The organism is Bacteroides sp. 2_2_4, from assembly GCF_000157055.1.
GTDB lineage: Bacteria > Bacteroidota > Bacteroidia > Bacteroidales > Bacteroidaceae > Bacteroides > Bacteroides ovatus.
Genome location: NZ_EQ973359.1, coordinates 70,189 through 82,974 on the forward strand (window position 1 = coordinate 70,189; position 12,786 = coordinate 82,974).

The following is a 12,786-nucleotide window of genomic DNA, read 5'->3' on the forward strand; positions in this document are numbered from 1 at the left end:
CAATGATAATATGTTGATAATCAATAATAATAAAAGTGAAGAGATAGACAAAAACAGACAGAGGATAAATTAGGTACAAATTAATAATGGCATAGTAAAGTAAATGGCATAAAAATGACAATGTATCAAATATGAAAAAACTATTGGGATATTAGGAAAAACAAGTGCCACTCTTGTTTTTTGCTATTTAATTTCGTATCTTTAATGACTTTCATTCTTCTAAAGACAGATAATCATATTACAGAATGACAAATATCACCTTATAAAGTGACATTTGTCACCCTATAGGATGCCCATCGTCCCGTTATAACGGGACAACTACCCGACTGCATAAAAGATTACTAATTTCTGTACCAAAAAACATTAATCTCTGCAACGAAAAGCCTTAAATGTAGTAAGGAGATAATGAATCATTACCAGATAATAATTAATTTCTTGCACAAAATGAAAGATCCCCCAATGATTTCACAATATCTTCCAGTGACTCTTTAGAATTTGCCAACATCAGTTTCTCCGTTTTTATTCTGGAGATTCTCCGGGTCAGCGTCTCTGTAGTCAGTTTCATTAAATCAGCAAAGCAAGCCGGTTGAACTCCTTCCCGTAGAAAAGCACATACCCTTAAATCTTCTTCTGTGAGTTTTGGACTTATCTCTTTCAATTTAGAAACAAGTCCATAGACATTCTCTTGAAGTCGCAGCAACTCTGTCCAGTCTTTCTCGGAGAAAGAAGGGATTTTAGAAGACAAAACATTCCGTTCTTTAAACTGTCGTACTTTTGAGACAACGGGGGAACTTTCATAGATATGTAGTTGAAGAGACTGATACTTCTCTTCGAGATGGTTACATTGCAAAATCAGCTTATCCGATTCAACATCTTTTTTCAGTATTTCTTCTTTGAAAAGATCCAATTGGGAAAGTGCGTGCCGATTTTTCTTCCAGAGTAGCCCAAGTAACAAAGACATCACACCAAACATTCCTAAAGCAGAAGAAAGAATTACTGAAGAATCGCTTTTACCGTCATTCAACATCAACTGACTGGCGTATGCCTTTCTCTCCATTTCCAGTGCTTCATCAAAGTTACCGTATTTCTGATAATAAAGACTACATCGTTTGCAGATTTTTGCCAGATGATCGTATTCCTCTGTTTCTTTGGCAAGTTTGATTGCCTCCTTAAAGTGGATTTCTGCCTCCTCTTTCTGTTCCAGATCACTTTCTACACAGGCAAGATAATAATATGCTTTGGATTTTTGATATTCATTGCCATTCTTCTCATAATAAGATGCCGCCTGCCTGATCTGCTTATCAGAGGAATGAGGAATGTTTTTATCCTCGTTGAGCTGGGTACACAATAAATTATATTCTGCCAGTTGAGCTTCATTCATTTGACTTGTCTGAATAGTCTCAAGAATAATAGATGCCGTATCCGGGTCCTGTGCCATGAGTTGTGCGGCTTTGTCTAACCCTTGCTTCACACTCGTTCCTTCCGGATGACATGCAGCCAATGAAAGGAGCATCATATACAATAAAATTCGAAGGTTATTCATAACTCTATTTTTGTCTTTACAAAGGATTGATTGGATTTGCAAATATAAAAAATAATCGGTATTTATCCTTCCCTAAGTCATACAAAAAGTATAGTGACGCTATCCTCTCCTTATAGCTACGCTATCCGGGTGTGATAGTGACACTATTTGGCAAGGATAGCGTCACTATGTTTTTTTGACAAATATCAAGCCGTTGTGCACTGTTAATTAAGAAGATAAGCCGTATCTTTGTAGCAAACAAAAAAATTATATATCATGATTAAAAACATTGTATTTGATTTTGGAGGGGTGATTGTAGATATTGATCGTGACAAAGCGGTTCAGGCATTTATCAAACTGGGACTGGCAGATGTTGATACCCGGCTGGATAAATATCACCAGACCGGCATCTTTCAAGAACTGGAAGAAGGAAAGCTAAGTGCGGATGAGTTTCGGAAACAACTGGGGGATTTATGTGGCCGTCCATTGACGATGGAGGAAACCAAACAGGCATGGCTGGGCTTTTTCAACGAAGTAAATCTAAATAAGCTCGATTATATATTGGAATTGAGAAAGTCCTATCATGTGTATATTTTAAGTAATACCAATCCTTTTGTTATGTCGTGGGCATGCGGCCCCGATTTCTCATCGAAGAAAAAGCCGTTGAATGATTATTGTGACAAACTATATTTGTCTTATCAAGTCGGTCACACGAAACCTGCACCGGAAATATTCGATTATATGGTGAATGATTGTAATATCATTCCTTCCGAAACTTTATTTGTAGATGACGGTGCTTCGAATATCCAAATCGGTAAAGAACTCGGATTTGAAACGTTCCAACCGAAGAATGGTGCGGATTGGCGGGAAGAAATGACTGCTATCTTGCAGAAATGATAATTGAGCAGTTAGTACCATATCGCAAATAAAAAATATGCAACCACAAGTCATACTTATCACCGGAGCATCTTCCGGATTCGGCAAGATTACCGCTCAAATGTTATCGGAACGAGGACACATCGTTTATGGAACAAGCCGGAAACCTTCCGAAGACATGAATCATGTAAAAATGCTTGTTGTCGATGTCACCAATTCCTTTTCCGTTTGTCAGGCCGTAGAGCGGATTCTATCGGAGCAGGAACGGATTGACGTATTGATTAATAATGCCGGAATAGGTATCGGCGGCGCATTAGAACTTGCCACTGAAGAAGAAGTGAATATACAAATGAATACAAACTTCTTCGGCGTAGTGAATATGTGTAAAGCTGTTTTGCCATCTATGAGAAAGGCGCGAAAGGGCAAGATTATCAATATCAGCTCTATCGGTGGTGTAATGGGAATCCCCTATCAGGGATTTTATTCTGCTTCGAAATTTGCAGTGGAGGGATATAGCGAAGCATTAGCTTTAGAGGTTCATCCGTTCCATATAAAGGTTTGTGTAGTAGAACCGGGAGATTTCAACACCGGATTTACTGATAACCGGAATATCTCCGAACAGACAAGACTGGATGCCGATTACGGAGAAAGTTTTCTGAAATCATTGGAGATTATAGAAAAAGAAGAACGTAATGGATGCCATCCGCGGAAGTTGGGTGCTGCCATCTGTAAGATAGTGGAACGTACCAATCCTCCTTTTCGGACGAAAGTAGGTCCCTGGATACAGGTATTGTTTGCGAAGAGCAAAAAATGGTTGCCTGATGCAGTGATGCAGTGTGCCTTACGGATATTCTACGCAATTAAGTAAACGATACTATATATAAAAGAAACTGTTCCCAAAGTTCCTAAAAGAAAAATCGTCCTTACTACAGTCTATCGTAGTAAGGACGATTTTATAAAATCAAGGCTTTTTTGAACGGCCTCTTTTTTGATTTGAATATCTTCTATGTTTCCAGATTAACCCTTCGGAACCAATTCCAAAAACATGGTAGTAGTCAGCAACACGGCCAGTCCGACGCAAACGCTTATCAACAGCCAATTGATATATTTTGCTTTCGGCTTGGTGTCGGCATGCAGATTATTCAGGAAATACTCCCTAAAGAAAAGATACAGGCCGGGGATTGTGGCACTTGCCAATAAGAAATCTTCCGGAATCTGAAAGAAATAAGTTTTGGATAATCCGATCAGCGACCAGTGGCAAAGGAACAATACCAAAAACATATTGACCTTTTGCGCAAACAGCAATAACAATCCGATAGTAAACACCACTACCGAACAAGGCATGACCGGAGAAGTCATTTCTGGGAATGAAAGTCCGCGTGCCAATGAAACCAAAGGATATATAAAAGGCATTGCTAACAGCACATAAGACAGTAGATCATATTTGTGGGTACGTTCGAAGGTAGTATATCCCGTAATCGCATCCCAAATCCAAATGATAGCCATCACCCCCCAAAACATAGCCATTACTCCATTATAACTACGCTCTTCACAGTAGATATAATAGTAGACCAGAGAAATCCACGTATACAGACCTATCATATAGAACTTCATCGCCATTTTCACCCACGGACGTGGTCGGCCGATAAGCATTCCGGTCAATGCAATACCAATCAGAATGATAACTATCTGTAAAAGCCAGGTAGCTGAATTATAATATGCAATTGTTCTCCAAAAAATCTCCATAAAAGTTCGTTTTAGTGTCTTGTTAATGAAAAGGCTCTATGTGGAAACAGGAACATCGGGAACGTAGCTCCTACCGCCAACATGAAAATCACTGTGCTTGCTATCAGAGTATTAGAGAAGAACATCGACATAAACTTGTCCAGCTTATCCGGATCATTCACATTTTGCAGACACATGATAAGTGAAAATACCATGTTGTATGCAAACTTTCCCGGAATCATGGGAAGCAACGCCGGAATGTACAATACCGTCATCGGGCAATATACTTTTTTCCCTAACCACAAACTACCGAAGCCGATGACTAATCCGGCAAACAACGAACCTGTGGCAATATCCACGCCTAAATAAGTCATTAAACAAAAACGACAAGCGTGTCCCAATGCTGCCAGTATGGCAATCATCTTGAATGCACGCAAAGGAGGATCGGAAATCGCCCCAAATCCTATACCTGCTACTGCTGCAAAAAATCCATCCGTAAGAATGTCAAGTGCTATCATATCAAATTAAACTGTTTTTTACCATTAATAATGTGAAGGAAAGTCCGATAGCAATGCTGACAATCAACAAAGAAGCCTCTGTCAGACGGGCAAATCCTGTTAATACATATCCCTCCACTATATCAATCACGCCATTAATCAAGGGAACCCCAGGCACAAGATAAAGCACGCTGGTTGCCATGGCAATCTCCGAAGTTGTGTCGAAAATCAGCGCGGTGGAAGCACACAGGGAAGCAACAAAAGCCGAAACAATAAATACAACATAATGATTGATCTTTTTCGCCTGCATTTGTTGTTTCAGGTAGAATCCTGTAATGGTAGCCGAGAACACGATTCCCATCGAAATTAAATCACCGCCGAATAATTTACAGAAAGAGGCATTGGCAAATCCTACTAATAATAATACGAAAAGAGAGTGTATCCGCGGAGCAGAAATGATCTTCTTGTATTTATCTTTCAATTCTTCCAATGACAAATGATTGTCTACTGCTTCCCAGCTTAATGCGCTTAACTCTGAATTATGTTCAAAACTGATCGGGTGTGCAGGAATGTCTATAACCTCGTTACAAGCCTCGTTTGTTTCTTTGTCTATAATGGTCAGAATGATGTTTCTATGAAATACGCTTAATTTGACATCTAGTCCGAAAGCCTCTCCAATACGCTTTGTGTTGCGTACCACCCGCGAGGTGTGTACTCCGGCTCCCATTAAATGGGCTGAATATTCTGCAATAAATTTACCTATGGATAATAAAGATTCGCCTGTCTTCATGAATATGATATTTTTAAATCGGGCGCAAAAGTACAAAAAAAATAGATACCTTTGCCGCGATTAAAAATAAAAAATGCATGAATAACCAATTTACGCATCCAAAAGAGAGAATACGCTTTGCCATATTGACTTTTTTCTTCGCTCAAGGACTTTGTATGGCAAGTTGGGCCAGCCGAATCCCTGATTTCAAAGACGTTTTTGCCGCAAATTATGCTTTCTACTGGGGACTGATTTTATTTATGATCCCTGTCGGAAAATTTGTCGCGATCCCCTTGGCTGGTTATCTTGTTTCGAAGTTAGGAAGCCGGAGCATGGTACAGGTCAGTATCTTGGGATACGCTTCATCTCTGCTTTGCATTGGGCTGGCCCATGAGGTCTATCTTTTAGGCTTTCTGCTCTTTTGCTTCGGTGTGTGCTGGAATTTGTGCGATATATCATTCAATACACAAGGCATTGAGGTGGAACGTATCTATGGTAAAACCATTATGGCCACTTTTCATGGAGGATGGAGTCTGGGGGCATGTGCAGGAGCACTTATCGGCTTCGTGATGATTTTGGCAGGAGTCTCCCCCATCTGGCATTATACACTGATATTTATCATCATCCTTATAATTGCACTTTCCGGGCGGAAATATTTGCAGGAGAGCACATCGCAGGAAACGGAAGTTTCTGATACAAAGACGCAGGAAAGAAATACAGCCAAAGCTCCCAATGGTTTTCGCCTGTTATTTCAAAAACCGGAAATGTTGCTTTTGCAGTTAGGACTTGTCGGACTGTTCGCACTGATTGTAGAAAGTGCGATGTTCGACTGGAGTGCCGTTTATTTCGAATCAGTGGTTCATGTACCTAAATCATTGCAAATCGGTTTTCTTGTATTTATGATTATGATGGCAACGGGCCGTTTTCTGACTAACTACGCTTATCAGCTTTGGGGAAAGAAGAAAGTCCTGCAACTGGCGGGCAGCTTTATCTGTATCGGTTTTTTTGTTTCTGCCCTGTTAGGAGGAGTTTTTGGATCTATGGCCATGAAAGTAATTATCAATTCTTTGGGTTTCATGCTGGTCGGCTTGGGAATATCCTGCATTGTGCCTACTTTGTACAGCTTCGTGGGAGCCAAATCAAAAACACCGGTCAGTATTGCACTTACCATTCTGTCAAGCATCAGTTTTATAGGTTCGTTGATTGCTCCCCTGCTTATCGGTGCCATCTCGCAGGCGTTCGATATCCGTATCGCTTATATGCTTATCGGCATATTGGGCGGATGTATCGTATTAATAGTCAGTTTCAGTAGTGCTTTCAATATTCAGGAATCTGGCGATAAACCTGAATAGAACAAATAAAAAACGCAGCCTTTCACAGTGTTTAAAATTAAACTTCCTGTGAAAGGCCGCGTCAATCTTTTAATGCCTTAACTAACCTAACTACTTTATCTTAACTATACTAACCTATCTACAAAATACCCGAAAAATCTTTTATACTACTAATAATCCTATCTTTCAATTCGTTATTTTCAACTATTGAGAAGCCACAGTCTACATTTGCCGGAGCCAATAATACAGCTTTAGCTTCTTCTGCATCTGCCATCTCTTCCGGGTGCTCTCTGAAATAAGTTTCCCATTGGGAAGCTGATTGCGGAGTTACACCCAGCACATAGTTGATAAAATCATCATCCGTCAAAAAATCCATTACCTTTGAGCACATATCGCATCCTTTTTAAGCGTTTACATAAGTAGGACGGCGTTATCCTGTCTATGTACTCAACCCATTTACCTTTTTACTAAAATTAACTTGCCAGACTACGCAACTTTGTCAATCCGCGATGCATCAGGTTGCGTACAGACTGATAATTCATATTCATAATCTCGCAGATATCCTCGTATTTCTTTTCTTCTATATAATATAATGTAAGCGCTTCGCGTTGGCGGGGAGATAATTGGTCGAGCAGACGTCTAACCAATGAAAATTCATTCTTGCGTTGCTCTTCTTCCATATAATCATCTTCTACATCTGTAGGAGTGGATATGCTAACTTCTTCTACTGCCGTATCAGACATATACATACGTCTGCGAAGTTCATCACACAACTTATTCTTTAAGGAGATGAATAAATAAGATCTCAAATTATCGATTGTTCCTAATTCATCTTTCTTTGTATAGAGTTTCACGAAGATGTCATGAATACAATCTTTCAGTAACTCTTTATCAATGGTCAACTTCAATCCGTAATTAAAAAGGACATTGATGTGCAAGTTATACAGCTGTGAAAAAGCTGCCATGTTTCCCGCTTGAAAAGAAGCGAGTAAAGTGTCGGTTGAATGATTAGTCTGTTCCATCATAGCATTAATTCGATTGATTTGATGTTGCAAAACTAAGCAGTATCGACCGCAACTTTGGGTAAAATCTGGTTTGTGGATTGAAAAAACAAGTATCATGTTTTATAACACTCTTTTACTAGAAATTACCAATAAAAAGCAAAAATCCCGCTGAATGGTCTTCAACGGGATTCTCTGCTTTATAACTTATGGAACCAATAAATGCCTTCTTTCTTATCAGGTACCTTTAGATTGTATAAGCCATTTATTTTCAGCGATTTATTTATCGTTTCAATCTTTCCGGAAGCAGGATGAATGTACTTTAATACATACTTTCCGGACGATAATTGAACAGGAATTTCTGTTCCGGACTTGGAATAAATGATACTTCCAATATCAGATTTTACCATTTTCTTGTACTCGTCCGTATTTGTTTCTTCCACTTCCATAGCTGCTGCATCCTTCAGTAACGCTTTATCTGTGCACGGAATTACAGGACATGAACCTCCTGCCATGAATACAGCCCATCCCATAGCCGGATAATTCTGTGCGTAGAATGTCACTGCCTTTTGAGGAAATTTCTGACGATACTCATTGACAGCTTTATATGCTTCTGTGAAAGTCACCTTTCCCACTTTCATCTTACGCATGTGCTGACGTGGCGCCATATTCTTTCCACCTTCCGGCGCAAAGATTCCGTCCGTCTTATAATGCCAGTATCGAATATCAATAATATCTACTACGGCAGCGCGTTTAGGATCTGCAAGGATTGCATCCTGTACGTCTTTCGTTGTACTCAATGCCACTTTCGCTTTCTTCCCGGTTTCAGTTTCCCATTCAGCTATCACGTCCAACCAAAATTGTACGAAGTGCAACGGGCCTGTAAATTCGGCGCTTGTCAACTGAATAACATTCGAATTGTCCGCGAAGTTATTCAGGCATTGGCGGATATATTGTCTGTGCAGTTCACGACGAACAGGATGACTGATATCATAGAACATATCCGCTACAAAGATTCGTTTGTCTCCGGCAAATGGAGCAGGTTCAGGAAATCCGGTCTGATTGATGTTATTGCTGCTTCTCCATGGAGAATCTACCCAATGCGCACCGGCTTCCAATATATTGTGCTGGAAATAGTTTTCATGGAACAACAGCAGTCCGTCCTTATTTCCTTTTTCTGCAAATTCTTTTAAGCGGCTCCAGTACCATGCATTGGGGCGTTTCAAATCATACTTGCTCAATCCTTCCCATGCTGTTCCCTGACTGCTACGACCAAATGGCTGTTCATAGAAAGGTCCCCATACATCACCATCCCGACGGCGAACCCGTTCGTGGTCATCCCGGCGACGGTCATACCAAAGACCGTAATTTTGATCGAAAACAAGAATGTTTTTCTGTTTCATGAAGTCGACTACAGAATCAATGCGGTCGGTTAATCCCAATCCCTCACGTCCCGGCACAAAGCGGGTGATGGCCGGACTTGCCTTTTTCAGATAATTGGTTTTGAGCTTTCCGTTCCACCAAGGGGTGGTATGACTGCCTCCTACCAATAGAGCACCGTCCATCTGAATACGTCCATTGGTTACAGTTACTTCCGGTTGGGTTAATAATTTAGCAGCAGAAGAAGAAGAAGAAGATTTTGCAAGTGCAGCGCTCTTTTTCTCTTTAATATCATCGATTGATTTTACTCCGGCTGATGCCACCGAAGGAGCAAACTTGTTATCGCCGATCCAATGTTCCAACGTCAACCGTGGTTTATATGCTTCTTTAGCGAGTTCCATAGCTACTTCCACTGTAGGACTACTGGTTGCACTTGTATTTCTGGGCAGAATACGTGCACGTTCTGCACATTCTTTGTTCAACCGTTCTTCCAATTGAGCATAAAAAATACTGCGAGGTTGTACATGATTGTTGGACTGTGCCCATTCACCGTCACCGGAGAATTGTGCCCAACAACCGTATGCACGGTTCATCGCATCTTTTGCCGGGGCATAACATTCGATTTCCGCTGCGGTACATTGCCAAAACAAGCTGTTTGCCGTATTCCAACCGGCTCCGTTTTTATCTTGTCCCAAATTCTTGAAAGTCAGGTTATGACCGTCGATATTTACTACGTCAAACAACAGTCCGCACGCCCAGGCATCAATAGAACCGCTGAATCCCAAAGATTCGTACGAATCACATTGTACAAAAGCATTGGGACCGGCTGCGCAATATCCGGCAGCAAAGTCATGAATACCCTGTTCCGAATAGCAGCGTTGAAATAAAGTTTGTTGTCCCAACGTATGGAAAGTGCAACGACGCATCCCTCCGATTTCTGAAACGGGTTCTTTCGAGATACAGTCTTCAACGGTAATTTTGGAACCTGTACGCTGAACAATTACAGCACTTCCTGCAAAATGCTTGAAATTAACCAGTCTCACCCAACAGTTTTCCGCATCCTCAATGGAAATACCTGTCCAGCAATGATCCTCGTCTTTAGGATAACGCTTGTCGTAATCAGAAATCAGTGTCATATTTTCTACGCCACAATCATGAATACGTCCGTTCCATTGATAAGTCAACAGGGAAGAAGTTCCATAGTTGGCATCCAAAGCTACGGTCAGCGGAGCATCCAGTGTTACCTGGTTGCCGTTTACTTCGCAGACTGTTCTGTCCCAAGTCAGATCCATGTCACCTTCTTTCCATCCCAAAGCACTGATACCTCCTCCAAAAATATCACAACCCAAAGAGGCAATCCATTCTTTGCCGGAAGGACGGGTAACCATGACACGGTCTCCTTTTTTCAGAGAAACACCCGAAGCGACTTCCAATGTTCTCGCGTTTACCGGAACATAGTGGGAAAGCACCTTCAATGTGTCTTGTACATTCAGGTCATCCATTCCTTCCATGTAGATAAGCGCACCTCTGTCCACGCCCTTTTTCAGCAGTATTGTTTTTTCTTTATCCGTACCCCGCAATACAATTCCGGATGCGGAGATACGAATACTGCCGGACAGGGAAAATTCTCCCTGATCGAGTAATACGGCTCCCCGAAAACCGGAAGCGTCAGGAGTCAGCGAAGCTACATAATCAATGGCACGTTGAATACGTGCAGTATTATCTCCGGCTTTCCAGGGTACAAATACCACATTACGGACAGAAGGAATATCCTGTTCGGAGGATTTATATCCGCATGTAGAGAAATCGAGAATCCGGTTTCCCCGATCATCATTCAGGTAAGTGATCTGGTCATTCTTAACCTGTAAAGCAAAGGTTTGCGCATAACTTTGCACAAACCCAATGCTCAATAATCCTAAAAGGATCGTTCTTACTTGTATATTCATTACAATAAACTTTATCATCTTTTCATCCGGTTACAACAGACTTTTCCGTTTAGACAATGTATCGTAATTGTTCTTCAAGTCTGTCCAGTCCACTTTCTTTCTGGTGTCTATACCATTGATGTATTTTTCAATATTGGTATATCCGTCACCGTTGCAGTCCATGTTGGCGTCGGTCGGGTCGTTCGGATTCAATCCGTTAGCTATTTCCCAAATATCTGGCATACCGTCGCCGTCCGAGTCTACTACTGCTTCACCTTTATATTCGGGCAGTCCGCCTACCTGACGAATATCTGTGATGATACCTTGCTTGTAAGAATCAGCCGGTAACCGTCTCTTCACGTAAGGAGAGACAAACTCCGGTGCATCTTTCGCATAAATGGCCTTTCCTGTTTGTACGGTTTTAATGACACGTGCATCTACTGCGTCACGTTTCGGAAAATTAGCTCCTACATTATCTAATACAAAGGTATAAGCTTTTTTGGTATCCATTACAGTTACCGGTGGCATTTTGAAAGCCTCGTCCGATTTAATTAGCGGCAAAAACTTTGCGGCGTCCACCTCTTCTTTAAGTTGTACGCCTCCGTCCCAGTTATCTTTTGTAACTTTGGCATTGCCATGGATAATATTTCCGTTTACGTATGCTTTTCCGAATGAAAGCGGTCTGTTTTTGTCACGTCCTGCTTCCGGTTTGAGAATACGATAAGAAATCGGTTTACCTATCGGAGTGATCGGACCGGGTTTGAAATAGTTGTTTATCATATTGTAGAAACTGTTGTGATCGCCTCCGTCTACGGAACGGTTCCACCAGTTGAAAACAACATTATTGACGAAGTTAAAGTCGCCGTCCATACCTACCGAACTATTTCGGCTGATGTTGGAAGCAAAAAGATTACGACAGAACATACTGTTATGTCCACCGATGGTTGCACCGAAAGCATGATTGTAGGTATCCAATGCTTCAGAAAAAATAGAATTCTGGATGGTAATGTTTACCGTCGGAAGTTTCAGCCCGTGTCCATCTGCCCCTCTGTTGTATACATGACGGTAGATAGACATATTTTCATCCAATCCCCAACTGGCGGAGCAATGGTCTACCATAATATTTCCAACCGCATTCCCTCCTACTGCATCATCACGGAAAGCTACGTCCTGCGCACCGCGGCGGAAGCGCATGTGACGAATCACGACATCGTGTGTATCGATCAGGAAAGATTGTCCGGTGACGCAGATACCATCTCCGGGAGCCGTTTGTCCGGCAATCGTTACATAAGGGGCACGTACACTAATCGGGCTTTTCAAACGAATCACTCCCGCTACATTGAATACAATAATACGTGCACCTCCCGTTTCGCAGGCTTCGCGTAATGTTCCGGGGCCGGAATCTTCCAGCGAAGTGACCACGATCACTTTACCTCCACGACCACCGGGAGTATACATACCTCCGCCTTCCGCGCCGGGGAAAGCCGGGATATTACTTTTTATCAAATCTTCGGGTTTGGAGGCCCAAGGCTTATAGGGACGACCTTTCTTTGCTTCTTCTAATACTGTCGGCAAAGCTTTTTCCCATGCCGCATCCGATTTCCGTTCAAACTCCGCTTCTTGTTTTGCTCCTCTTGCTTTTACCGAGTCCGGAATTACAGGATACTGGGCTGCCACAGGTAGTACACAGGCAACCAGCATCCACGCTGATAATACTTTCTTAATGTTGTTCATTCTTTCGAATCTTAATTAGGTTTCTA

The 12,786-nt window shown here is 41.6% G+C and carries 11 protein-coding genes; 3 read left to right on the forward strand and 8 right to left on the reverse strand.

All coding sequences use genetic code 11. From position 1 onward, the window contains the following. Positions 1-427: 427 nt before the first annotated feature. Positions 428-1,543, reverse strand: coding sequence for a tetratricopeptide repeat protein (locus BSCG_RS16755; protein WP_032849463.1), 1,116 nt, complete (start codon positions 1,541-1,543; stop codon positions 428-430). A 255-nt stretch (positions 1,544-1,798) separates the two neighbouring features. Between BSCG_RS16755 and BSCG_RS16750 the strand changes: the two genes are divergently transcribed. Then, positions 1,799-2,419: an HAD family hydrolase gene (locus tag BSCG_RS16750; RefSeq protein WP_008775694.1), complete on the forward strand. Its 621-nt coding sequence runs from the start codon at positions 1,799-1,801 to the stop codon at positions 2,417-2,419. A gap of 37 nt (positions 2,420-2,456) precedes the next feature. Then, positions 2,457-3,266 carry an SDR family oxidoreductase gene (locus BSCG_RS16745; protein WP_008775695.1) on the forward strand — a complete coding sequence of 270 codons (810 nt, stop codon included), beginning with the start codon at positions 2,457-2,459 and terminating at the stop codon, positions 3,264-3,266. Between the two features lie 149 nt (positions 3,267-3,415). Here BSCG_RS16745 and BSCG_RS16740 read toward each other — a convergent pair whose 3' ends face one another. The 3 genes from BSCG_RS16740 to BSCG_RS16730 are packed head-to-tail and all read right to left on the reverse strand — an operon-like array spanning position 3,416 to position 5,410. Next, complete coding sequence (locus BSCG_RS16740; protein WP_008775696.1) at positions 3,416-4,144, reverse strand: DUF6064 family protein; 729 nt, start codon at positions 4,142-4,144, stop codon at positions 3,416-3,418. Positions 4,145-4,155: 11 nt separating this feature from the next. Further along, positions 4,156-4,641, reverse strand: a complete 486-nt coding sequence (locus BSCG_RS16735; RefSeq protein ID WP_004318282.1) for a threonine/serine exporter family protein — start codon at positions 4,639-4,641, stop codon at positions 4,156-4,158. Between the two features lies 1 nt (position 4,642). Continuing rightward, entirely contained in the window at positions 4,643-5,410 is a 768-nt protein-coding gene (locus tag BSCG_RS16730) for a threonine/serine exporter family protein (RefSeq protein ID WP_008775697.1), read from the reverse strand. 77 nt (positions 5,411-5,487) lie between these two features. Between BSCG_RS16730 and BSCG_RS16725 the strand changes: the two genes are divergently transcribed. After that, the gene (locus BSCG_RS16725; RefSeq protein ID WP_008775698.1) at positions 5,488-6,741 is read left to right on the forward strand and encodes an MFS transporter; all 1,254 of its coding nucleotides are present in this window, start codon (positions 5,488-5,490) and stop codon (positions 6,739-6,741) included. Positions 6,742-6,859: 118 nt separating this feature from the next. On the opposite strand, the gene BSCG_RS16720 is transcribed toward BSCG_RS16725, so the two are convergent. The 4 genes from BSCG_RS16720 to BSCG_RS16705 all read right to left on the reverse strand — a co-directional run bounded on the left by BSCG_RS16720 (position 6,860) and on the right by BSCG_RS16705 (position 12,760). After that, on the reverse strand, positions 6,860-7,111 hold the full coding sequence (locus BSCG_RS16720; protein ID WP_004309749.1) for a hypothetical protein: 252 nt from the start codon (positions 7,109-7,111) through the stop codon (positions 6,860-6,862). Between the two features lie 82 nt (positions 7,112-7,193). Continuing rightward, positions 7,194-7,745 carry an RNA polymerase sigma factor gene (locus tag BSCG_RS16715; protein ID WP_004296026.1) on the reverse strand — a complete coding sequence of 184 codons (552 nt, stop codon included), beginning with the start codon at positions 7,743-7,745 and terminating at the stop codon, positions 7,194-7,196. Between the two features lie 176 nt (positions 7,746-7,921). Continuing rightward, complete coding sequence (locus tag BSCG_RS16710; protein WP_008775699.1) at positions 7,922-11,047, reverse strand: DUF6298 domain-containing protein; 3,126 nt, start codon at positions 11,045-11,047, stop codon at positions 7,922-7,924. A gap of 30 nt (positions 11,048-11,077) precedes the next feature. Next, positions 11,078-12,760: a polysaccharide lyase gene (locus tag BSCG_RS16705; RefSeq protein ID WP_008775700.1), complete on the reverse strand. Its 1,683-nt coding sequence runs from the start codon at positions 12,758-12,760 to the stop codon at positions 11,078-11,080. Between the last annotated feature and the right edge of the window lie 26 nt (positions 12,761-12,786).

Coding starts and splice junctions, on each gene's coding strand:
- BSCG_RS16755 (WP_032849463.1), bottom strand. CDS start 1,543: ATGAATAACCTTCGAATTTTATTGTATATGATGCTCCTTTCATTGGCT.
- BSCG_RS16750 (WP_008775694.1), top strand. CDS start 1,799: ATGATTAAAAACATTGTATTTGATTTTGGAGGGGTGATTGTAGATATT.
- BSCG_RS16745 (WP_008775695.1), top strand. CDS start 2,457: ATGCAACCACAAGTCATACTTATCACCGGAGCATCTTCCGGATTCGGC.
- BSCG_RS16740 (WP_008775696.1), bottom strand. CDS start 4,144: ATGGAGATTTTTTGGAGAACAATTGCATATTATAATTCAGCTACCTGG.
- BSCG_RS16735 (WP_004318282.1), bottom strand. CDS start 4,641: ATGATAGCACTTGACATTCTTACGGATGGATTTTTTGCAGCAGTAGCA.
- BSCG_RS16730 (WP_008775697.1), bottom strand. CDS start 5,410: ATGAAGACAGGCGAATCTTTATTATCCATAGGTAAATTTATTGCAGAA.
- BSCG_RS16725 (WP_008775698.1), top strand. CDS start 5,488: ATGAATAACCAATTTACGCATCCAAAAGAGAGAATACGCTTTGCCATA.
- BSCG_RS16720 (WP_004309749.1), bottom strand. CDS start 7,111: ATGTGCTCAAAGGTAATGGATTTTTTGACGGATGATGATTTTATCAAC.
- BSCG_RS16715 (WP_004296026.1), bottom strand. CDS start 7,745: ATGATGGAACAGACTAATCATTCAACCGACACTTTACTCGCTTCTTTT.
- BSCG_RS16710 (WP_008775699.1), bottom strand. CDS start 11,047: ATGAATATACAAGTAAGAACGATCCTTTTAGGATTATTGAGCATTGGG.
- BSCG_RS16705 (WP_008775700.1), bottom strand. CDS start 12,760: ATGAACAACATTAAGAAAGTATTATCAGCGTGGATGCTGGTTGCCTGT.